The following is a 21,059-nucleotide window of genomic DNA, read 5'->3' as shown; positions in this document are numbered from 1 at the left end:
GCTGGCCCCCTCACGCCTGTTCCTGAACATCATCTGCGGCTGGCTTCCTCCGTCGCGAGAACATGGCGCTCATGCTCTGCTTCGTTCTTCGCAGCGCCACCCCAAACATCGCAACGGGCAACGTTATCCAGCTTCTATAGGACGATGAATTGTGGTTCACGACAGCAAGCGCAGGCTTACGCCCGAAAGACGCCATAGTCTGGATCAGAGCATTGGTGGCGTGCGGGTCCTGTCTGTCCGACGGCACGACGAGAAGCGCCGTATCAGTCGCCCGTGACAGGAGAACCGAGCGTTTGTCTTCCATGACTGCCGGAAGGTCTACAAGGATGATTTTGTGATCGGCGCGCAGTTGGGCAATCAGATTGGCCAGCCAGTCTCCCTCGCGCATTTCCTTGTTCGGCTTGATGATATCGATCCCCGAGCCGTGATCATGCACGAGTGTTGCCCCGGTGAGTGGACGTCCGGTAGACACGCCGCCGTAGTCTCTAAGCGGAAGCCCGAAGGCTTCAGACAGACCAGCGCGCTTGTTCGTCGCGTCAATGACCGCAACCGTTAAGCCGGTCGCGGCAACCTGCTGTGCCAGTGCGGTGATCAACAGCGTTTTTTCCTCGCCATCGGATAGCGAGACGACCGACAACGCGAGCGAATCCCGACCGCGTGTCAGGACTCGAAGACGATCATGGATAGATTTGATCGCACGACCGAACGGGCTTGCCGGATCGAGACCACGATTGACGAGAAGCGGCACGGTCAGCCGCGGCGAAACCGGCAGCAGTGTCGCTGCCGGAATGCCGGGCAGCACCAAGGATGCCGTCTGTGCTGGCCTGATCTTGTCAATTGTTTCCTTCAGCATGGTGCCAGCAAGCGCCACCAGCCCGCCGAGCCCCAGCCCCAGCAGCAACCAGTTGGCAAGGTTCGGACTAGCCTTGGCCATTGCGGGTTCGGCAGGCGAAATCATCTGGGCTTCCGGCGCGGCGATGCCATCCTGCTCGATCAGTTGCTTGTAACGTGTGAGATAGCTTTCGTAGACGGTGCGGCTGGCATTTGCTTCCCGGTCGAGCTGCCCGGCCTTGACTTGTGCCTGATTGGCTTCAGCAAGATCGGCTTCCGCATTTTTCAGCGCGACTTCCAATCCGCTGCGGCGCTGCCGTGCGATCTGGATTTCGTTGTCAAGGCTCTTGATGATCTCGCCGACCTGATTGGAAATCTGCTGCTTCAAGGCTTCCTGTTCAGCCTTCAGCACCGGAATTTCGGCGCTTTTCAGCGCTCCATTCGAGCGGAGCTCGCCGAGTTGGCGTTCCACCCGCGCCTCCTCGTTGCGCAGATTTTGAATGGTGGGTGATGCCAGCACTTCGGCCAGCGCAGGCGCTTCATTCTTGTTTTTCAACTCCATAGCCGTGCGCAACCGCGCCTCCGCCAACGAGACTGCCCCCGTTGCGGCGACAATTTCGCTGTTCAGCGCCGCTACGCGCTGGGCTTGAAAACTGATCTGTCCCTGCTCTCCTGCAAGGCGGGACTTTTGACGGAATTCTTCCGCCGCACGTTCTGCATTTTCCAGATCGCTGCGCAAACTACCCAGTTTATCGCCAAGCCAATCGCTGATACGCCGCGTGGCCGATTGCTGCACGTCGATCTGATGATCGAGATAGGCCGTTGCAAACGCATTGGCGACCTGCGCCGCGTAAACCCGGTCGGAAGCGCGATAGGAGATGAAAATCGTATAGGAGCGACCGTCATTGGTGACCCGCAGCCGGGAGAGAAGAAGGTCAATCTGCTGGCGTTCGCGCATAGACGGATCGATTTCGCGTGCGTCTTTGGCCTGCGAACCCGTATCCGAAGCAGACGACAGCACAGTGCGCGAACGGAATTCCGTCGGCACAACAATGTTTTCCGCTTGCAGGATATCGATAACTTTTCGCGCCATCATGCGTGAATTGATGATGTCGAGTTCGGACCGCAAAACCGGGCTGTCCTGCGGCAGCGGCGTGATTGCGCTTTCACTGGGCAATGCCTGCAATCGCCGCATATCCAGCACCAGTACCGACTCCGACACAAAACTGACCGGCGCTGTAAAATAGCCCGCAAAGCCGACGCCGATGCCCGCAAGCATCGGCACAATCAACATCATTCTTCTACGTTTTATTATGTCGAGCAGGTCAGCCACCGGCTCCCGCCCGTTTCCAGATGAAACGTCGGAGATAATCACCAAAATTCTCCTTCACGGAATGGTTCAATCCGCAGTCAAGCCTAGACCCGTCTGTGACGGCTGCGTGCTATTGCAGGTCGGAGAACGATGTTTCCGATGGGAACAACTCGTTGATAATACAAGCCACCTCGGTGCGGTTGGATGCCTTCAGCTTCTTCATTATGTTGCGGATATGAACCTTCACCGTGCTTTCCCGCAGCTTGAGTTCATAGGCGATGATCTTGTTCGCCTTGCCCCGGCGCAGCGCATTGACGACTTCGGCCTGACGCTGGGTGAACATTCCGCCAAGAGGCTGCAGCCGATGCGAGTTCGGATCGGTGGCGTGACGCAGAGCCAGCACGCTGCTGGCCGGAACGAACGTTCCCCCGGCCATGGCAAGCCTCAATGCTTCAACGCAGACATTCACATTCACGGACGTTGGAATATAGCCCTTCACGCCATGGTCGAGCGCCTTGAGAACCTGCGATATCTCTTCCTTGTCTGCCAGGATGATGACAGGCGCCGGAGCGCAATCAGTGACGATACGATTGAGATAATTCCCAACAGCAGGGTCCGAGACCTTCTGGCCGCCAATGTTGAAAAGCACAGCCCCTGGCGTGCGGCCACGACGCTGATGCTGCCACTGCTCGAATGAACTGAATGTGGCAATCAACATTTCGATGCTGTGATTTGTCAGTCCATGCGCGAGGCATTCACGATCCAACGCACGGTTGTCTATGATGACGAGTAGCGGCAGCGTGTTGTCATTAGGCTGCTCAGGCTTAAAAGAACCTTCTTTTGTCTTCCCGAAGTCATTATTCTTTAATTCACTCGTCCTTCTACTGAATTGTGGAGATATATTCATTTGTTCGCCCTCTAATTCAACTCATGCGCACAACTCCGTATTTTGCACATCACAATCACGGAAGCGCATTGATTGCCTGTTTTTCTTTTCTTCTTGAGATCTGGATAGATTCCTGAAAACAGTTATTGTTCTTGTTCTTAATTTGAGAAAAAGACTGCCCGAAAATTCTTTGAGTGTCATTAACCTAAATTAAGGGTTTCGGCAAAATATGGTTTAGAAGAAGCGCCGATATATACCCAATTAGTGGTAGAAATTACTACCTTGCCAAACCAAACAGCCTCGCTGAAACTCATTCGAGGATGGGCTTCTTGAGCAGAGGCCGCGGAAACGAATAGCGGGGATACCAGACTTAAAACTCATACTTCCTTTGCTGGGCGAAACGGCAGGTAGGCTCCATGGTAGCAAATACCGACGAAGCAAAATCGCTACGCCATTTTCTGGAAAGCGCACCCATAGGCGCTGTTTTCGATGAAAGCGATCTCAGCGTACTCGACGCCCTGGCCACATCGTCAAGGAACTACGCCGCGCGTACGGTCGTCAGCAGCCAGGGAGATTGGGCCAACACGGTCCATATCATCAAGAGCGGTTGGGGCTGCATTTATCGCGATCTACCCGACGGTGACCGCCAGATCCTCGACTTCCCCATGAAAGGTGATTTCCTTGGTTTCAGAACAGGGCTCGGTTTCAATTATTATACGCTGATTTCTGTGACGGAGCTTTCCGTGCTCGAAATCTCTCTGGATCACCTCACCGAAAGCCTGCTCAAGTCTCCCCGCCTCGCCATGACATTCATGGAACTGATGGCCCGACAACGTGCCATCTTGATCGAGCATCTCATCAGTATTGGGCGACGCAGTGCGCTCGTACGCATCGCGCATCTTCTTCTTGAACTCGGGCACAGGGCAAGGATCAACGGGACAGGTGACGAGAGCAGCTTTTCCTGTCCTTTGACGCAGAGCGAACTTGGTGATGCGCTGGGGCTTACGCCGATCCATATCAATCGCATGTTGCGTGAACTTCGCGAAGACGACCTTCTGGTTTTTCGCAACAATGAGGTCGAGTTCCTGAACCGCTCCGCCCTCGTCCATATCTCGAGTTTCGACGAGCACTACCTGACCATGGAAATTTTCCCGCGCGTCCGCATAAGCCGATAGACTTATTTTCCCGTTCGAGAATTCTTCAACGGTTCGTCTTTCGCGACGGGCTGGAATAGTTGCCCTTTTCGTCCTAGATTCAAGATACATATCAAGGGACCGCACATCATGAGCTACAGCAAGAACCCCGAAGCGATTGCAAAACTCACGCCGGAGCAATATCGCGTTACGCAGGAGAACGGCACCGAGCGCCCCGGAACCGGCGAATATCTCTATAACAAGGAGCCGGGAATTTACGTTGATATTGTCTCAGGTGAACCACTGTTCGCCTCTGCTGACAAATATGAGTCCCATTGCGGATGGCCGAGTTTCACCAAACCGATAGAACCCGCCAATGTTGCGGAGCTGACCGATGTCTCGCATGGCATGGTGCGGACTGAAGTCCGCTCGGCCCACGGCGATAGCCATCTTGGACATGTATTTCCGGATGGCCCGGTTGATCGCGGCGGTCTTCGATATTGCATCAATTCCGCATCGCTTCGTTTCATTCCAAAGGACCGCATGGAAGCAGAGGGCTACGGGCAATATCTCGATCAGGTCGAAGATATCGGTTGAACGGAGAAAGTAGACGAAGGCATGGCCGTGCGAAGTATTCAAAATAAAATTCGTACAGTTTGAAAATAGTTTGGGTCCAGATTGATTGATCCACAATCATTTAATAGCCTTGCAAAGTAAGACTTCTTTCTGTCGTAATGATCACTAATCTGATCAGGCGCACCGCTTCGGCGGAATCAGGCAAATGCGCAGCCTCGGTATGATTATGCTATCACCACACATACCGAGGCTTTCTGGGGCTTTTGGCTAAACTTCCCGCATTTTCCGCCTCTATTCCCATCATTTCCCTGAATGAACAAGAAAAACACTCGCGGCGGTAATTGCGCGAACGACGCGATTTCTATTGCAAGTAGCGGGCAATTATATTCAATATTCTGTTCTGCTATTACAGGAAGGCCGATTTCGATCACGCAACATTTTGGAGGCGGCTTGGACAGCGCTGTTGGAGCCTACCGGACTTATTCCGAGAAGGAGTGTGCGGAAGCACCGGCACTCGACTGGCCCTATGTTTGCGCGCTACACCTGCTGCGGAAACCCATCGAAAATGCCATTTCAGAATTTCTTGCCTTCGTCGGCAATGCATCGCGAGCCGACCGCGCTTGGATGATCGAATATGCGCCCGATCTTCTGCGGTTTCGCAACACTCACGAATGGTGCAGCGGCGACACAGCGGCGTATGTATCCGAGCTTCAGGAAGCTCCCACAACGCTGATTGCATGGTTGCACCGTTATCTGACCGAGGGGCAGGCTGTTGCCGTCCACGATGTCAGAGGTCTGCCCCGCACCGCACGTCCCATTCAGACGGAATTTCTACGGCAGGGAAATCAGAGCATTCTCAGCATACCGGTTTTTCATCAGGACAAGTTACGCGGTATTATAGGTTTTGATACGACCCTGGAAACCAGACGCTGGTCACGCGCGGAAATCAAAGCCATGTTCCAGTGCGCGCACCTGATTGCACAGGCAAAATATGCGATGCCCGATGATGGGGCAGTTTCGGACCGAGAGACCGACGCGACATCAATAATCTATGTCAGCAAACGCGGGGTGATGCGCGGGATTTGCCCGGACGAAATCATCGGAGTCCGCTCGGCAGGCAATTATAGCGAAGTCTGGCTTAGCGACGGCTCCAAGGTTCTCGATTCCCGACCGCTTGGCATATGGGCAGGCATTCTTCCGGCCAGCGTCTTTTTCCGCATTCACCGCACCACATTCATAAACGTTCTGCGGGTCGCTGACATAGACAGAAGCACGATCGACAAATGGCTGGTCAGGATGCGTGGCATCGATCAGTCATGGCCGGTCTCACGTTCCTATCGAAAGCCCTTGCGGGAGCGTTTGGGCTTCTAGCCTTTATTTCGCCTTGTTTTTGCCTGTCGCTTACCACAAGTTCCGCTACGAAATACGCAGGCTTTCACACGGAAAACGTCGTTTGCGTATCAGAAAGGCCCAAATTCCAATTTTGCCTTGATTTGAAATTGGCAATCACGACAGGTCCAGATGTGCCTTGAGCGGCATGTCGTCATGCACCGGAACAGTCTGTCTTTCGATCATGCGATGGACGAGCGGCGGCTTGTCGCCCTTGTGCAAGGCAAGCAGCCTTTCGGACACTTCCGCATCAGCCTGGGTACGACGCTGATTATGCCGAACGTATTCAACCCAGGTCGGAACATGATAGCTTTCGGTCCAGGTCTCAGGGTTTTCCAGATCACGCAGCAGCACCCATTGCCGCGCACCGTCGCGGATGCGCATACGGCGACGCAATGCCATGGCGGAAAGGAAGGCCGGAACGTCTTCCTGCGCAATTTTGTAGTCGACCATAATCATGATCGGACCGCTGCGCGAACGAAGATCCAGCCGAAGCTGCGGTTCGCTGAAGCGATTGAGCGGATCAAGGTTGAGGGATTCAAATTCAGGCTGCGGGAGAAGGAGACCGATCAGCGCCCCGAACATGAGTACCACAGCCGCCACCAGAAGCGCGCCCGGCACGCCGTATTCATCAGCGACCGCCCCCCAGAGCCAACTGCCCGCCGCCATGCCGCCAAAGGTCGCCGTCTGATAGAGCGCCAGAGCACGCCCCACCACCCAACGCGGCGTGGAAAGCTGCACAGTGACGTTGAAAAGCGACAGCGCCAAAACCCACGAAACACCGGCAGGCAGCAGGAAAATGCAGCTCAACCACATATTCCGGCTAATCGACAGCAAGGCGCAACTGATCGCAAAGGCCATGAAAGCGCCGCGCACCAGCCACTCATTGCCAAGAAGTTCACGAAGCCGGGCGCTGAGCAGGGCCCCGCCAATAGCGCCAAGCCCGAAAAAGCCCAGCATGATGCCGTAGGTAAGCGCCGTGCCCTGGACGAGATCGCGCGCGACGAGCGGCAAAAGCGCCAGAATGACAATGGCGGACAGACCGAACAGAAAGCCACGGAACATTACCTTAAGCAGGTTCGGCGACATGGCAACATAACGCAGCCCTGCCATCATGGCCGGTCCCAGCGTTTCGCGCGGCAGCGTGGATTTGACGATTTCCGGCTTCCACTGCCACAGCGCGAGAATGAGCGCGCAATAGCTGAACGCATTGAAAATGAAGGCAAAAGCAGCACCCGCCGTCGCAACGATGATACCGCCGATGGCCGGACCGATGCTGCGCATGAGATTGAAGCTCATGCTGTTGAGCGCCACCGCTGCAGGCAGATCGGTGCGGGGTACGATGTCACCCATCGAGGCCTGCCATGAGGGATTGTGCAAGGCACCGCCACAGCCGATCAGGAATGTGAAGCTGAGCAGCATCCACGGTGTGAGAATGCCGAGATAGGCAAAAGCCGCCAGCGCGACCGAAATAATCAGCAGCAATACCTGCGCGGTGAGCATGATGCGGCGGCGGTCGAAATTGTCGGCCAAGGCACCTGCGGCAACTGAAAAGATCATCACCGGTAGGGTTGTCGAAGCCTGCACCAGAGCAACCATGTCGTCCGAACGGGCGATGGTCGCCATCATCCAGCCCGCACCGACCGTCTGCACCAGACCGCCGAGGTTGGAAACCAATGTAGCTGACCAGAGCGCCCGAAATGTTTTGTATTGGAAAGGCGCAAGGGGGGAAATTCTCTGCGGCACCGGACGACCTCCCGTTCCATCTGCCTATTAAAGCGGATACGTGAATCTCTCCCAAGGGACAAGGGGTTAAAACCAAAACCGGCTCAGAACTTCTCATCCACTAAGGCTTCCAGACCGCTTTCTCTCCCGATTGACACGGTCCAGCTATTAGGTAGACTGGTCTACCTAATAGCTGGACCAGATATAATGAACGATTCCGCGACACTCAGTTCCAAACCGGCACGCGAGCGGCTTCTGCAAGCGGCGGCGGAACTGTTTTACGATGCAGGCATTTCGGCGACCGGAATTGACGCAATCATCCATCGCGCAGGCGTGGCGAAGCAGAGCCTCTACAATAATTTCGCATCCAAAGCAGAGCTGGTGGCAACCTATCTGGAGCATCGTCATGCCGAATGGTTGGGCCTCTATGACAAGCGAATGGAAAAAGCCGCAAACCCGATGGACGGGATATTTGCCGTATTCGATGCCTATCGCGATCATGCCGAATTTGCCTACGAACACGGGTTTCGCGGCTGTGGCCTGCTGAATGCGGCAGCCGAACTGCCCGCTGGCGATCCGGGTCGCGAGGCAGTAAGAAAACACAAGGAGGAAGTCGAGGCCCTGCTTGTGACACATCTCACCGGCTTGATACCCGATGATCCGCCACGGGTCCGCCTGCTCGCCGTGCAGCTCTCCTTCATTCTCGAAGGAGCAATCATGCGGGCGGGCCTTGAAGGCAATAGTGCGCGTCTTGGCGAAGCCAAGGCGATGGTCGCGACAATTCTGAAGTCGTCATAAAATGCAATCATCGAAGAACTATCTTCTGGGTGTCGCTGCCATCATTGTGGCCTCCACCATCTGGGGCACGACCGGCACCGTAGCAACTTTCGCGCCAGAGGTCAGCGCGGCAGCGATCGGCGCCGCGGCAATGGGCCTTGGTGGACTGGCACAGGCTGCAATCGCCTGGCGCGGGCTGATCGCCTCACGAACGGCGCTCGCCGATCAGTGGCGGGTTCTCATTCTGGGCGCAGTCTGCGTGGCGATTTATCCCCTCGCCTTCTATGCCTCCATGCGGATGGCCGGCGTGACCATCGGAACAGTCATTTCACTCGGTTCCGCCCCGCTTCTTTCGGCAGCAATCGAGTATCGGCAAAGCGGCTTTCGCGCTTCGCTGCGCTGGTTGACAGGTGCCACGGTCGGAATTGTCGGGATGGTCCTGCTCAGCATGTCGGGACATGGCGGCATTCATACTGCATCCACCGGGAGTTCTACTGTCGCAGGCTCTCTGGTTGGGCTGATTGCAGGCTTTACATATGCGCTTTATTCGTCATGCGCGCGCCAGTTGATGCAACGCAGCATATCGTCGACAACCGCCATGGGCGCGACCTTCGGCCTAGGCGGGCTTATGCTGATGCCAGTTTTGATTGCGACCGGCGAACCGTTTCTCGCCTCATGGAACAATGCGGCTGTCGGCTTATACATGGCCTTCGTGCCTATGTTTATCGGCTATGTTTGCTTCGGCTACGGGTTGAGCCGCGTTGAAACCAGCGTAGCGACGACGATCACGCTCTTCGAGCCGGTTGTAGCCGCGTTTTTCGCAGTGGTGATTGTCGGTGAACGCCTCGCCGCCCTCGGCTGGTTTGGTGTTCTACTGGTTGTCATCTGTCTCGTCAGTATCACCATACCGACCCGCAACAAGAGAACTCCGCTGGAAGTGCCCGAGCCATCAACCTGATGCGCTCCTATTTACGCGCATCTTGTCTGATCGAAGCAGGATCAGAAATCAGTCCAGTGGACTGATTTCCCTGTGTAGGCGCTTCACACTTTTCGGGATGCGCTTTGTCTGTATCTACGCGCATCTTGTCCGAAAACCGCTTCACACTTTTCGGGATGCGCTTTGTTTGTATCTACGCGCATCTTGCCCGAAAACCGCTTCACACTTTTCGGGATGCGCTTTTTAGCCAGTCCTTTACCGCCGAAACAGATTCTGAATGACGCGGCTTGCGAAGTGAAACCGCGTAGAAGTCCGCTCCCACCCGCAATTCAGTGGCAAGCGGCTGGACGAGGCTGCCCGCCGCAACTTCCTTTTCCACGAAGATGCGGCTTGCCAACGCCAGTCCCTGCCCGGCAATCGCCGCGTCGATGGCAAGTGACGTCTGGTTGAAGCGGATGTTTTTCGGCGAGGTAGACACACCGCACGGAAAAGTTTTTTCCAGATATTGCGGCCAGAAATTATGTGCATCGTGCAGCAGCGGATAGCGCTCCAGATTGTCTGGCAACCCCGGATCGCCGAGCTTTTCGACCAGCACAGGGCTTGTGATTGCGACAATCACATGCTCGAAAAGCAGCTCGGCATTCAGCCCCGGACCGAAAGGCGGCTCGCCATAGCGAACCGCCAGATCGACGGCGTCGGTCTGAAAATTGGCGACTTTGTCGCTGGCTACTATGCGCAATTCTATATCGGGCTGCGCGCACGTGAACTCCGCCAATCGCGGGATCAGCCATTTCGATGCAAAGGTCGGCGTCACGCTGATCGTCAGGTGTTGCGGTTCAGGCCGCAGCATTTCGGTTGCTTCCGAAAGCAGCTCAAAAGCCCGTCGCACATTGGCAATATATGCACGCGCCGGTTCGGTCATGACCAGTGTACGGGGTTGGCGCTCGAACAGTTTCAGTCCAAGCTCTGCTTCAAGGCCGCGTATCTGCTGGGCTACCGCAGCTTGTGTCACACCGAGCTCTTCCGCTGCCAGCCGGAAATTCAGATGCCGCGTGACGACTTCGAACACACGCAGACCATTAAGCGAGGGAAGTCTTCTCATGAATCAAAATCCGATAGATTTTCTATTGGTTACAGCTAGGCATTTTCGTTCGTCACGATGGCACTTCTCCGCTATAACGCCAGAGAATGTTCAGTCATTGTTGCGATGTCGCACAACATAGCGGAAAAGAATTACATTATGACAGTAGAAAAAGTAGCGATTATAACAGCTGGCGGAAGCGGCATGGGCGCAGCCGCCGCACGCAGGCTCGCGCAGGACGGTTTAAAGGTTGCAATCCTCTCCTCCTCCGGCAAGGGCGAAGCGCTGGCGCACGAACTCGGCGGCCTCGGCGTCACCGGGTCGAACCAGTCAAATGACGATCTGAAGCGTGTCGTTGACCTTGTTCTGGAAAAATGGGGCCGTATCGACGTGTTGGTGAACAGCGCCGGCCATGGTCCACGTGCGCCGATTCTCGAAATCACCGACGAAGACTGGCACAAGGGGATGGATACCTATTTCCTCAATGCGGTTCGCCCTGCCCGCATGGTCGTGCCGACGATGCAGAAGCAGAAATCTGGCGTCATCATCAATATCTCGACCGCATGGGCATTCGAGCCGAGCGCCATGTTCCCAACTTCGGCCGTGTTCCGTGCGGGGCTTGCTTCTTTCACCAAGATCTTCGCCGACACCTATGCAGCCGACAACATTCGCATGAACAATGTTCTCCCGGGCTGGATCGACAGTCTGCCTAAAACGGAAGAGCGCCGGGCGAGCGTTCCATTGCAGCGCTATGGCAAGAGCGAGGAAATCGCCGCGACAATCTCCTTCCTCGCATCGGAAGGCGCCGCCTACATCACTGGCCAGAACCTGCGCGTGGATGGCGGCCTGACCCGATCAGTCTAAATTGATGACACGGCGGCAGGGCAAAGCCTGCCGCCGCGCCGCATTCCTCAGGCCGCATACCGCTTGGCGCCATCCATCCAGGTTTCGCTGACCTTGATCTTGCCGATCTTCACATCTGGCGCAGTCGGGTCTTCTTCCAAAATAGCAAAGTCTGCAAATTTTCCGGCTTCCAGCGAACCGATCTGGTCTTCCATATGGCACTGCCAGGCCGCATCGATGGTGACCGCACGCAGCGCTGCATCCACCGGAATGCGCTCTTCGGGGAAAAACACATCACCGCCTTCGTTCATCACGCGAGTGACCGCATCCTCGACATAACGCAGCGGCTCGATCGGCGTTACGTTCCAGTCGGAATGGAGCGAAATCTTGAGACCTGCCGCAAGGGCCGACGCACACGGATCGTAGAAGCGGGCACGCTCAGGCCCGAGAAGGCGGTCACGGAATGCCTTGCCCCACCAGCGCACATGACCAATCAGGAAAGACGGCGAAACACCCACTTCCTTCATGCGCACCATCTGTTCCGGATGGAAAACGCTGCAATGCTCGACGCGATGGCGAAGCTCGCTGTTCGAGGATTTTCCAAGAACGGCCTCGTAGGCATCCAGAACCATGTCGATAGCCGCATCGCCATTGGCGTGAACGCCAACCTGCCAGCCTCCATCATGCGCCCGGCGGATGACGTCGGTGACCTGCTCGAGGCTGTAATTCAGAGCGCCGCGCTCATCGGTGCCCAGATAGTTTTCGCGCATATAGCCGGTCTGCGCCTGATTGGACCCATCGGCCCAGGCCTTGATGCCATCGACGCGGAAAAGATCATTACCGCGGCCGGGCTTGATCCCTTCCTTTTCCCATTCGTCCATGATCGTAGACACGAGCATACCACGATAGCGCACCGGGGCCTTACCCTCGCCCAGAACCGCGTCAAGGATTTTGAGATCCTGTGCGCCGGCCATGATGCCAATGCCGCAATCATGCAGCATGGTGCAGCCCACAGAACTCGCGTGATCCAGAAAGCGCTGGACGCGCCCGATCATATCCGCCGCCGACGGAGATGGCATGATGCCAAGGAACTCCTGTTGGGCCGCCATCTCTTCCAGACGTCCAGTCAGATTCCCGTCGGCATCCCGCACAAAGCGCGCGCCGGACGGGTCAGGTGTCTCGCGGGTGATGCCGGCGGCCTTGAAGGCCGCACTGTTGGCATAGGCGTTATGACCATTGCTTTCCTGCATGAAGAACGGATTGTTGGGCGCAAGCGCATCCAGTTCAGCAATCGTCGGAATTTTCGCATCGCGGGTGATGCTGGCATCAAACTGTTGCGCCCGCACCCATTCGCCCGGCTTGGCATCTGCGACGCCTTTGCGCAGCTTCGACCAGACTGTGGCATAGTCCGGCGTCGTGATCGGGCTGACATCGATCCAGTCCTCGAAAGCCGTGAACACGAAATGCATATGAGGATCGATCAGGCCAGGCATGAGGGTGCGCCCCTGAAGGTCAACCACCTGTGCACCGGAACCAGTGGCCGACTGCACTTCATCCAGCTTGCCGACGGCCAATATCCTGTTGCCGCGGATCGCTATCGCTTCGGCACGCGGCGCCTTATCGTTCATGGTCAGGATCGTCCCGCCCTTGAAGATGATGTCATTTGCGGGTGCCGCAGCCTGCTGCGCAAATGACACTCCCGGCGCAGAACAGGCAAAAGCCGACGTCGCGGCAGCAGCGCCGAGATATTTGAGAAAATCACGCCGTGAGGCCGTAGACCGAAGATAGGCTACCATGCCGGGATTACAGGCTATACACATCCAAATACCCTTCTTTACCGCCGCAGCAAAAAGATCATCGTCTTAACGATGGCTAGTTTTCCGATGGGAACGATAATGAAGCAGTATTATGAATTAATAAACAGAAATAATTATTACGTTATTTAGTTTTTTCTAAAATAATACTGCATCAAATGAACACACTAAACCAATAAACAATATACTTTCTCGCATACCGGTTTCTTGCGTCCGCAATTATTAAAGCGGCAGATCGCGTAACCGGTAAACACGAAGCACGCTCAAATCCGCCGGTTTCGGCGGATTTCGTGATGGATCATCAGTTGCGTTTGGCTTTTCGCTGCGCCCGCTTGGCCGCATTATGCGCTATGGCAGCATGAACGAGTGCGATGAAGGCATCCTCATTGATCTCTTCCCCCTCGCTTATATCGAGCGCGCGACGCGTATTGCCTTCAAGGCTGGAATTGAAGATGCAGGACGGATCGTCCAGCGCAGCACCATTGGCAAAAGTCAGCTTGACGACCTTCTTATAAGTCTCTCCAGTGCAGATAATACCGTCGTGTGACCAAACCGGAACGCCGCGCCATTTCCATTCCTCGATCACCTCGGGATCGGCCTTTTTTATAAGCGCTCGCATTCTAGCAAGTGTCTCGCCCCTCCAGTCACCGAGCTCGACAATCCGCCCATCAATAAGCTTTGAAGCTTCGTTGTCATCTGCCATCAAGTCACTCCCCTAACCTACATTTTTTCGCCCGGCAGCAGACTAGCCTGCCTGATCCAGTCCACCAGTTGCGCTTCATCCACATCGTCTCGCTCATAAATGTGGAAGTAGCGTGTATCCTGGCTCTTGGATTCGACTGGCGGCATCGGCTTCAATTTTGCGCCGCGAAAGAACGCAACCTTTATATATTTATCGAAACAATGATAGCTGAGAAACCACCCCTCTCCTTTCAAACCGTATAAAGGCGAGTTCCATTTGACTGCCTTTTGCACATCGGGAACGGTGCGGACGACAAGAGCGTCGAGGCGGCGACCAGCCTCACTTTTCCATCCCGGCATCGCGGCGATATAGGCTTGAACCGGCGCGTCCCCCTCGCCTTTTGCGATCTGGGGATTGCCGCCCGACAACAGTACCGGACCATCAGGTTTCTTATCGGACATTGCAATTCCTCCGCTGATCACCCTCCGCCAAGCGTTCATAAAGGCGACCATAACACTGCATCCGGTTTGCAACCAAGCTTTGGATAACCGGCCTACCGGACAGCCTGATCGAGCCGTGAGCTGGCACTTGAGCGCGCAAGAGCATCCAGAGCCAAACTCATCGGCAGAGCGGGCGCAAAGAGGAAGCCCTGCCCGCTGTTGCAGCCAAGTTTACACAGGGTATCGCGGTCTTCCTCCGTTTCGACTCCCTCAGCAGTCACCTTGATGCCAAGAGCCTCGCCAAGCTCGACCATAGCCCTCACGATGTGTTGGTCGCTCTCGGATTCGGCAATACCATGCACAAAAAACTTGTCGATCTTGATCTTGGAGATGAGGCCTTTCTTCAAGTAAGCAAAGGTTGCGAAACCGGTGCCGAAATCGTCCAGCGCAATAGAAACGCCTGCATTCGACAGTGCATCCAAACTGTGGTTCATCCCGCGCTGATCGAGGGGAGTCTCCTCCGTAATCTCGATCTCGAGCATGGACATCGTCAGATCGCGCCTTTCCATCTGGGACAATATCTCATGCAGAATACGCCCGCCAGCCAGCTCCCGCGGCGACAGGTTCATGGCGATCGTCAAATCGCTGCGCCCACTTTCGGTAAGCTTGTCAATCATCTCACAACAGTTGAAGAGCACATTGCTCGTAAGCTGGCGCACCACCCCCACTTCGCAGGCGACATCGATGATTTCCGGTGGAGAAATAGTGCCGAGCTGCGGATGATCCCAGCGCAGCAAGGCTTCAAATCCAACCGTGCGTCCACTTGACAACTGCACGACCGGCTGGAAATAGGTTTGTAGCTGCCCGGTCTCGATTGCGATGCGCAGGTCCCGCTCGATGCTTTGCCTGCGTTCCCAATCCTGCTGAAGACGCTTCTCGAAAAAGTAATACTCGTTGCGACCATGCTTCTTGGCCGCATAAAGCGCGAAATCGGCACGCAGCAACATCTCGACCGGATCAAGGCGTTCCAACCGGCAGATGCCGACACAGGCGCCGATCTCCACCGACAAAATACCCTCGTAATGGGCAGTCAGACTGCCGATAATCCGTGCCGCCATCAGTCCTGCCTCAATCTTGGCCGAAGGCTCGGGATAAACGAGCACGAATTCATCGCCACCAATGCGTGCCAGAACCGAGCGCTCCGGCGAGACCTGGCGGATACGCCGTGCGATGGCGACAAGAAGGTCGTCGCCCGCCTTATGGCCATAGGTATCGTTGACAGACTTGAAGCCATCGAGATCGATCAGCATGACGATGAACGGGCCGTCGTTCAAAGGATAGAGTTGAACGGAGTTTTCAAGGCCGCGTCGGTTGAAGAGTCCCGTCAGCGGATCTTCTTGCGACTTGAGCGCCATTTCGTCAGCCAACTGCTTGGCCTCATGCTTCAGCCTGCTTGTCTCAATGAACCGGTTCTGTCCCAACAGTGCGCCACGCATAAGTCCGAACCAGAACAGAACGACGGCAACAGCGATAACGCCATGTTGTAGGTCCGCTTGCAGAACCAGACACACCACCGTCACGACGAGCGGCGGTGTTATGAAATTGATTGCGACTGCCGCATAGGACGAGCCATAGGTTACAGCGCCCGCGCAGATGCCAGCCAGAATGACCATATAGACTGACGATTGCGGATCAGAGAAACCTTGGGAAAGAATGGCGAGACCGGACCATACGAAACCGGCCATCGCGCTAAGCATTTGAAACCGGGCGAGGTGACGTTGTAGAACAGCGACATTCTCAACCGGTGTGGCCGGACTTCTATAATAGGCTATGGCATCGATAAAACGCAGCGCGTTGATGATGTTGACCAGTGCGAACCAGATAATGGGTATCCAAAAATGCCCGGCAGCAATCTGAACCAGCAAAATGAGCATGGACAGAATCGTGCTGACTGGCATCGAAAAGCGCGCGCCGTCGCAAATCTCCCTAAGCTGGTCTGCGAGTATCTTGTCGGCTATTGGACTGTCTTGCCTGCCATATGCCGACCTGATCAGTTGAAGCCAATATTCAATTCTCGACCCCATTTAAACGCCACCACTGACCAGAGCACGTTCAGCTTTTTGATCAGGACGCCCCTCCTGTCCTGATCAAAAAGGAATGACAGCAAACCTGTCCCCAATTGGCAAGTATAACATGCATGCAATCTAAAATGCCAATGGTACGGCAGTTCAATCAAGACGATTACTTTGGTGAAGAAGGCATACCATCGACATGCCGATTGCGGCACGCCCTCAACAATAGTTAAGGCGCTCCACCCGCAAACTACTCTGTCGGCTGCTCTTCCGCTGTCAGCAGCAGCTTGTCGATCCGACGCCCGTCAAGGTCGACAATTTCAAACACCCATCCGTGCTTGACGAATGTTTCGCCCACATCGGGCAAATGCTTCATTTCCTCAAGCGCCAGCCCGGCAACAGTATTGTATTCCGCATCGTCGTCTATCGGGAACCGCAGAAACTCGGAGAACTCGTCAATCGGCATCCAGCCCGAAACGAGATAGGAACCATCTGCACGGCGCACAATTGCCTTTTCCTCGACGTGGTCTTCCTCCTGCATCGCGCCGATAATAGCTTCGATCACATCGCCTGCAGTAATCACACCTTCAAAATGGCCGTACTCGTCATAGACAAGCACCATATGCGTCGGTGTGCCGCGAATGGCTTCCACCACGTCAAGCGCATCGGAAAAATCCGACACGACCGGAACATCCCTCACGATCTCGCGCAGATTGACGCTGCCCTTGGAAGAGAGCTGATTGAAGAAGTCGCGCACTTGCACGACCCCGATCACCTCGTCGGAATCCTCGCCGCGTACGGGAAGCCGCGAGCGGCTTGTATTTTGTAACTGTTCGCGGATTTCGTCGAAACTGTCGTCTATATCGACCATTTCAACATCCATGCGTGGCGTCATCAGCCCACGTGCAGTCCGGTCGGCCAGGCGCATCACGCCTGCAATCATGCGGGACTCCCCGGTCTCGATCACACCTGCACTATGCGCTTCGGCGAGCACAGATTTGATCTCTTCATCGGTCACACCATCGTTTACCTTCCCCGACTGACCGAGCAGCTTCAGCACAAGACTACCCGAAGTATCCAGAAGCCAAACCAAAGGCGCAGCCAGTTTGGACAATAGCGTCATCGCGGGGGCAACACGGCTTGCAACCGCTTCCGGCGCACGCAGCGCGATCTGCTTCGGGACGAGTTCACCGACGATCAGCGACAGATAGGTGATGACCACGACAACAGAACCGACGCCGAGCGCATCTGCAAGACCTGGTGAAAAGCCCTGGCTGAGAAGCCAGCCGGTCAGGCGCGCTCCGAGTGTAGCACCAGAAAATGCACCCGAAAGAATTCCGACCAGCGTAATCCCGATCTGGACAGTGGACAGGAAACGACCGGGATTATCGGCGAGCTCTAAAGCCATGCGGGCGCCGCGGCTGCCCTTGTCGGCCATTACTCTCAATCGTGCAGGGCGGGAGGAAACCACTGCAAGTTCCGACATGGCAAGAACACCATTGAGGATCGTCAACAGCACGACCGTAATTATTTCAAAATACAAAACTGCCCCTCGGGATCAGATAATCGGAATATAATGATAGAAAGGAACCGGCGCTCTTTCCAGAGGCACCCACACAAAATGCCGGTATCCTGCCTGAATTGCAGTGTTTGCGCGCTCATTTCTGGCCAGTTGCAGCGGCCTTTTTTCTTCTTGCCAATCAATGGGTCGCGATAAAGGTAAAGCTGAAGATCCTTCATTTGGTCAGGCCAATTGGTTCTGGCAAACGATATTCAGCAAAACGAACCGACAGCCGCACGGGTTTCTGGGTAGTTATGCAAAATTGGCTTGACCAGAAACCGGCAGCCTTCTACTTCTTCCATCCATAGGTGACGAAGCTTTGCGTGAGGGAGGAAGCGCGATGGGAGGATTGCCGTCAGCGACAGCGCGCGCCGATACCGCGCCTGTGTTGCTAAAGCTGGATTCCGTTTCCAAAGAATTTCCGGGCGTCAAAGCCCTGTCGAATGTCAGCTTCGAATTGCGGGCGGGCGAGGTCCATGCCGTCTGCGGCGAGAACGGTGCGGGCAAATCGACCCTGATGAAGATCGTCAGCGGCGTCTATCAGCCCGACGGCGGGACGATCCGTTATCGCGCTCAGCCTGTCCGCTTTGCCTCGACGCTTGAATCGGAAGCGGCGGGCATTGCCATCATCCATCAGGAGTTGAACCTCGTTCCGCACCTGAGCGTTGCCGAAAACATCTATCTTGCACGCGAGCCGAAACGCGGCTTCTTCGTTGATCGCCGCAAGCTGAAGAAGGACGCGCAGCGCTGCCTAGACAGGCTCGGCGTCAAAATCGACCCGTCTGCGCAAGTGCTGAACCTGTCGGTGGCCCAATGCCAGATGGTCGAAATTGCCAAGGCCCTGTCGCTCAATGCCTCTGTCCTCATCATGGACGAGCCGACCTCCTCGCTGACCGAGCAGGAGGCGCAGCTTCTGTTCAAGGTCATCCGCGAATTGAAGGCACAAGGCACCGGCATCGTCTATATTTCGCACCGTCTCGATGAAATGGCGGAGATCGTCGACCGCGTCACCATCTTGCGCGACGGACGCTACGTCTGGACCAAGGACTTTGACGCTCTGACCGTCGATGAAATCGTGGCCGGGATGGTCGGGCGCTCGCTTGATGAAAAGTTTCCGGAACCGACAAGAAAACCAACGGAGGAAGTCATTTTCTCCGTCGCCGGACTGACGCGAAACGACGTCTTCGAGAATATCGGCTTTGAACTGAAACGCGGAGAAATCCTCGGTTTTGCCGGACTGATGGGCGCGGGACGCACGGAAGTGGCGCGCGCTATTTTTGGCGCCGACCCGCACGATGCCGGAACCATCGTGCTCGAAGGCGAAACGCTTTCCATCTCCAGCCCGCGCGACGCCATCGAGGCAGGCATTGCCTATCTGTCGGAAGACCGCAAGGCGCAGGGACTGGCGGTCAAGATGCCCGTCGATGCCAATCTCACGCTCGCCAATATGGAAGCGGTCAGCAGTGCCTATGGCGTGATCGATTTCGAGCGACAACGGCAGGCAAGCCAGCGCTATGTCGATCTTCTCAACATCAAGACACCGGGGCTGGCCCAGCCCGTTCGTCTGCTTTCGGGCGGCAACCAGCAGAAGATCATCATCGGCAAATGGCTGTTCCGCGAGCCGCGCATCATGTTCTTCGACGAGCCGACGCGAGGCATCGACGTGGGCGCGAAATTCGCGATCTACCAGATCATGGACGAGCTGGCCGCAAGAGGCATCGGCATTGTACTGATCAGTTCGGAGTTGCCGGAAATTCTAGGGCTTTCGGACCGCGTTGCAGTCTTTCACGAGGGCCGCATCACCGCCGTTCTAAACACGGCGGCGACATCGCAGGAAGAAATCATGACTTATGCCTCCGGTCGGAACCGGTAGGACAAATGAGGACGCAGTAATGGCCGAAATCACTACGGACAAGCCCCAGCAGACGGCAAAATCCAAAGGGCTCAGCGACCGTCAGAAGGACATCATCCAGAAATTCGCGGCTGTCGGCAGCCTGATCATTCTGGCGGCGATCTTTTCCATCACCAGCAGCGCCTTCATGACGGTCAACAACGCAATGACCATCGCCTTGCAGGTGACGTCAATCGCACTTCTCGGCATCGGCGCAACCTATGTCATCATTACGGGCGGTATTGATCTTTCGGTTGGCTCGGTTCTGGCGCTTGCGGGCGTGGTGGCCGCACTTGCGGTCAAGGAGCTTTCGCTTCCCATCCCGCTCGCCATGCTGGTCGGCATTTTGACAGGATCGCTCTGTGGCCTCATCAATGGCGTCGTGGTAACCAAACTCAAGCTACCACCTTTCATCGCCACGCTCGGCATGATGCTGATTGCGCGCGGTATAGCTCTTCAGATCACCGGGGCGCGCGCTGTCTCGGGCCTCGGCGAATCCTTCGGCGTGCTGGGCAACGGCTCGTTGTTTCGTATTGAGAGCATTGACGAGCAAGGCTTCCCGGTCGTCACGTTCCCAGGCATCCCCTACCCGGTCGTACTGATGGTCGTCATCGCGATTGTGGCAGCTCTGGTGTTGAACCGCACCGTGCTTGGCCGCCACATCTATGCCATCGGATCGAATGCCGAGGCCGCGCGGCTTTCGGGCGTCAACGTCGCCCGCGTAACGGCCTTCACTTATGTCGTATCGGGAACACTGGCTGGCCTGACGGGCTGCGTTCTCATGTCCCGCCTCGTCACTGCCCAGCCCAACGAAGGCGTCGCCTATGAGCTCGACGCCATTGCGAGCGCAGTCATCGGCGGCACATCGCTCATCGGCGGCGTGGGTACGATTTCGGGCACGTTCATCGGCTCGTTCGTGATCGGAATCCTGCGGAACGGCCTCAACATGAACGGCATTTCCGCTTTCACACAGCAGATCATCATCGGCCTCGTCATTCTGGTCACCGTATGGATCGACCAGATGCGCAACCGTCGATGAGAGGGGAGACGGAATGCGTCAGGCATTTCGGAAAAGGGTAGAGCCAAGAGCTCGATAACAGGAGGAAAAC

General features: G+C 55.9%; 17 protein-coding genes. 8 read left to right on the top strand and 9 right to left on the bottom strand.

Annotated features, from left to right (window positions below; genetic code table 11):
• Positions 1–10: 10 nt before the first annotated feature.
• Positions 11–2,206 (bottom strand): exopolysaccharide transport family protein, encoded by a 2,196-nt coding sequence (locus FJQ48_RS05125; protein WP_139974131.1) that lies wholly within the window; start codon positions 2,204–2,206, stop codon positions 11–13.
• A gap of 67 nt (positions 2,207–2,273) precedes the next feature.
• On the bottom strand, positions 2,274–3,050 hold the full coding sequence (locus FJQ48_RS05120; RefSeq protein WP_139974130.1) for a response regulator transcription factor: 777 nt from the start codon (positions 3,048–3,050) through the stop codon (positions 2,274–2,276).
• A 395-nt stretch (positions 3,051–3,445) separates the two neighbouring features.
• Between FJQ48_RS05120 and FJQ48_RS05115 the strand changes: the two genes are divergently transcribed.
• The 3 genes from FJQ48_RS05115 to FJQ48_RS05105 all read left to right on the top strand — a co-directional run bounded on the left by FJQ48_RS05115 (position 3,446) and on the right by FJQ48_RS05105 (position 6,109).
• Positions 3,446–4,204, top strand: a complete 759-nt coding sequence (locus tag FJQ48_RS05115; RefSeq protein WP_139974129.1) for a Crp/Fnr family transcriptional regulator — start codon at positions 3,446–3,448, stop codon at positions 4,202–4,204.
• Positions 4,205–4,312: 108 nt separating this feature from the next.
• On the top strand, positions 4,313–4,759 hold the full coding sequence (gene msrB, locus FJQ48_RS05110; protein ID WP_139974128.1) for a peptide-methionine (R)-S-oxide reductase MsrB: 447 nt from the start codon (positions 4,313–4,315) through the stop codon (positions 4,757–4,759).
• A gap of 429 nt (positions 4,760–5,188) precedes the next feature.
• Positions 5,189–6,109 (top strand): LytTR family transcriptional regulator DNA-binding domain-containing protein, encoded by a 921-nt coding sequence (locus FJQ48_RS05105; protein WP_139974127.1) that lies wholly within the window; start codon positions 5,189–5,191, stop codon positions 6,107–6,109.
• Between the two features lie 135 nt (positions 6,110–6,244).
• On the opposite strand, the gene FJQ48_RS05100 is transcribed toward FJQ48_RS05105, so the two are convergent.
• A complete protein-coding gene (locus FJQ48_RS05100; RefSeq protein ID WP_139974126.1) occupies positions 6,245–7,873 on the bottom strand; it encodes an MFS transporter in 1,629 nt (542 codons plus the stop codon).
• A 186-nt stretch (positions 7,874–8,059) separates the two neighbouring features.
• Here FJQ48_RS05100 and FJQ48_RS05095 point away from each other — a divergent pair, with 186 nt between their 5' ends.
• Positions 8,060–8,650, top strand: coding sequence for a TetR/AcrR family transcriptional regulator (locus FJQ48_RS05095; protein WP_139974125.1), 591 nt, complete (start codon positions 8,060–8,062; stop codon positions 8,648–8,650).
• 1 nt (position 8,651) lies between these two features.
• Positions 8,652–9,587 carry an EamA family transporter gene (locus tag FJQ48_RS05090; RefSeq protein WP_139974124.1) on the top strand — a complete coding sequence of 312 codons (936 nt, stop codon included), beginning with the start codon at positions 8,652–8,654 and terminating at the stop codon, positions 9,585–9,587.
• Between the two features lie 199 nt (positions 9,588–9,786).
• Here FJQ48_RS05090 and FJQ48_RS05085 read toward each other — a convergent pair whose 3' ends face one another.
• Entirely contained in the window at positions 9,787–10,668 is an 882-nt protein-coding gene (locus FJQ48_RS05085; RefSeq protein ID WP_139974123.1) for a LysR substrate-binding domain-containing protein, read from the bottom strand.
• 138 nt (positions 10,669–10,806) lie between these two features.
• Here FJQ48_RS05085 and FJQ48_RS05080 point away from each other — a divergent pair, with 138 nt between their 5' ends.
• Positions 10,807–11,511, top strand: a complete 705-nt coding sequence (locus FJQ48_RS05080; protein WP_139974122.1) for an SDR family oxidoreductase — start codon at positions 10,807–10,809, stop codon at positions 11,509–11,511.
• 47 nt (positions 11,512–11,558) lie between these two features.
• On the opposite strand, the gene FJQ48_RS05075 is transcribed toward FJQ48_RS05080, so the two are convergent.
• The 5 genes from FJQ48_RS05075 to FJQ48_RS05055 all read right to left on the bottom strand — a co-directional run bounded on the left by FJQ48_RS05075 (position 11,559) and on the right by FJQ48_RS05055 (position 18,041).
• On the bottom strand, positions 11,559–13,310 hold the full coding sequence (locus FJQ48_RS05075) for an amidohydrolase (RefSeq protein WP_139974121.1): 1,752 nt from the start codon (positions 13,308–13,310) through the stop codon (positions 11,559–11,561).
• Between the two features lie 295 nt (positions 13,311–13,605).
• Positions 13,606–14,007 (bottom strand): DUF1801 domain-containing protein, encoded by a 402-nt coding sequence (locus tag FJQ48_RS05070; RefSeq protein ID WP_139974120.1) that lies wholly within the window; start codon positions 14,005–14,007, stop codon positions 13,606–13,608.
• Positions 14,008–14,024: 17 nt separating this feature from the next.
• A complete protein-coding gene (locus FJQ48_RS05065; protein ID WP_139974119.1) occupies positions 14,025–14,447 on the bottom strand; it encodes a DUF1801 domain-containing protein in 423 nt (140 codons plus the stop codon).
• A 92-nt stretch (positions 14,448–14,539) separates the two neighbouring features.
• A complete protein-coding gene (locus FJQ48_RS05060; RefSeq protein WP_139974118.1) occupies positions 14,540–16,510 on the bottom strand; it encodes an EAL domain-containing protein in 1,971 nt (656 codons plus the stop codon).
• 238 nt (positions 16,511–16,748) lie between these two features.
• A complete protein-coding gene (locus FJQ48_RS05055; protein WP_139974117.1) occupies positions 16,749–18,041 on the bottom strand; it encodes a hemolysin family protein in 1,293 nt (430 codons plus the stop codon).
• Positions 18,042–18,399: 358 nt separating this feature from the next.
• On the opposite strand from FJQ48_RS05055, the gene FJQ48_RS05050 reads away from it, so the two are divergent.
• Entirely contained in the window at positions 18,400–19,932 is a 1,533-nt protein-coding gene (locus FJQ48_RS05050) for a sugar ABC transporter ATP-binding protein (RefSeq protein WP_139974116.1), read from the top strand.
• A gap of 19 nt (positions 19,933–19,951) precedes the next feature.
• Positions 19,952–20,989 (top strand): ABC transporter permease, encoded by a 1,038-nt coding sequence (locus tag FJQ48_RS05045; protein ID WP_139974115.1) that lies wholly within the window; start codon positions 19,952–19,954, stop codon positions 20,987–20,989.
• Positions 20,990–21,059: the final 70 nt, after the last annotated feature.

It is taken from the genome of Ochrobactrum sp. CGA5, assembly GCF_006345815.1.
In the GTDB taxonomy this organism is placed as follows: domain Bacteria; phylum Pseudomonadota; class Alphaproteobacteria; order Rhizobiales; family Rhizobiaceae; genus Brucella.
The sequence above is the reverse complement of the archived record's forward strand: the minus strand, read 5'-3'. Positions and strand labels throughout refer to the sequence as shown.

Coding starts and splice junctions, on each gene's coding strand:
- FJQ48_RS05120 (WP_139974130.1), bottom strand. CDS start 3,050: ATGAATATATCTCCACAATTCAGTAGAAGGACGAGTGAATTAAAGAAT.
- FJQ48_RS05115 (WP_139974129.1), top strand. CDS start 3,446: ATGGTAGCAAATACCGACGAAGCAAAATCGCTACGCCATTTTCTGGAA.
- msrB (WP_139974128.1), top strand. CDS start 4,313: ATGAGCTACAGCAAGAACCCCGAAGCGATTGCAAAACTCACGCCGGAG.
- FJQ48_RS05095 (WP_139974125.1), top strand. CDS start 8,060: ATGAACGATTCCGCGACACTCAGTTCCAAACCGGCACGCGAGCGGCTT.
- FJQ48_RS05090 (WP_139974124.1), top strand. CDS start 8,652: ATGCAATCATCGAAGAACTATCTTCTGGGTGTCGCTGCCATCATTGTG.
- FJQ48_RS05085 (WP_139974123.1), bottom strand. CDS start 10,668: ATGAGAAGACTTCCCTCGCTTAATGGTCTGCGTGTGTTCGAAGTCGTC.
- FJQ48_RS05080 (WP_139974122.1), top strand. CDS start 10,807: ATGACAGTAGAAAAAGTAGCGATTATAACAGCTGGCGGAAGCGGCATG.
- FJQ48_RS05075 (WP_139974121.1), bottom strand. CDS start 13,310: ATGTGTATAGCCTGTAATCCCGGCATGGTAGCCTATCTTCGGTCTACG.
- FJQ48_RS05070 (WP_139974120.1), bottom strand. CDS start 14,007: ATGGCAGATGACAACGAAGCTTCAAAGCTTATTGATGGGCGGATTGTC.
- FJQ48_RS05065 (WP_139974119.1), bottom strand. CDS start 14,447: ATGTCCGATAAGAAACCTGATGGTCCGGTACTGTTGTCGGGCGGCAAT.
- FJQ48_RS05060 (WP_139974118.1), bottom strand. CDS start 16,510: ATGGGGTCGAGAATTGAATATTGGCTTCAACTGATCAGGTCGGCATAT.
- FJQ48_RS05050 (WP_139974116.1), top strand. CDS start 18,400: ATGGGAGGATTGCCGTCAGCGACAGCGCGCGCCGATACCGCGCCTGTG.
- FJQ48_RS05045 (WP_139974115.1), top strand. CDS start 19,952: ATGGCCGAAATCACTACGGACAAGCCCCAGCAGACGGCAAAATCCAAA.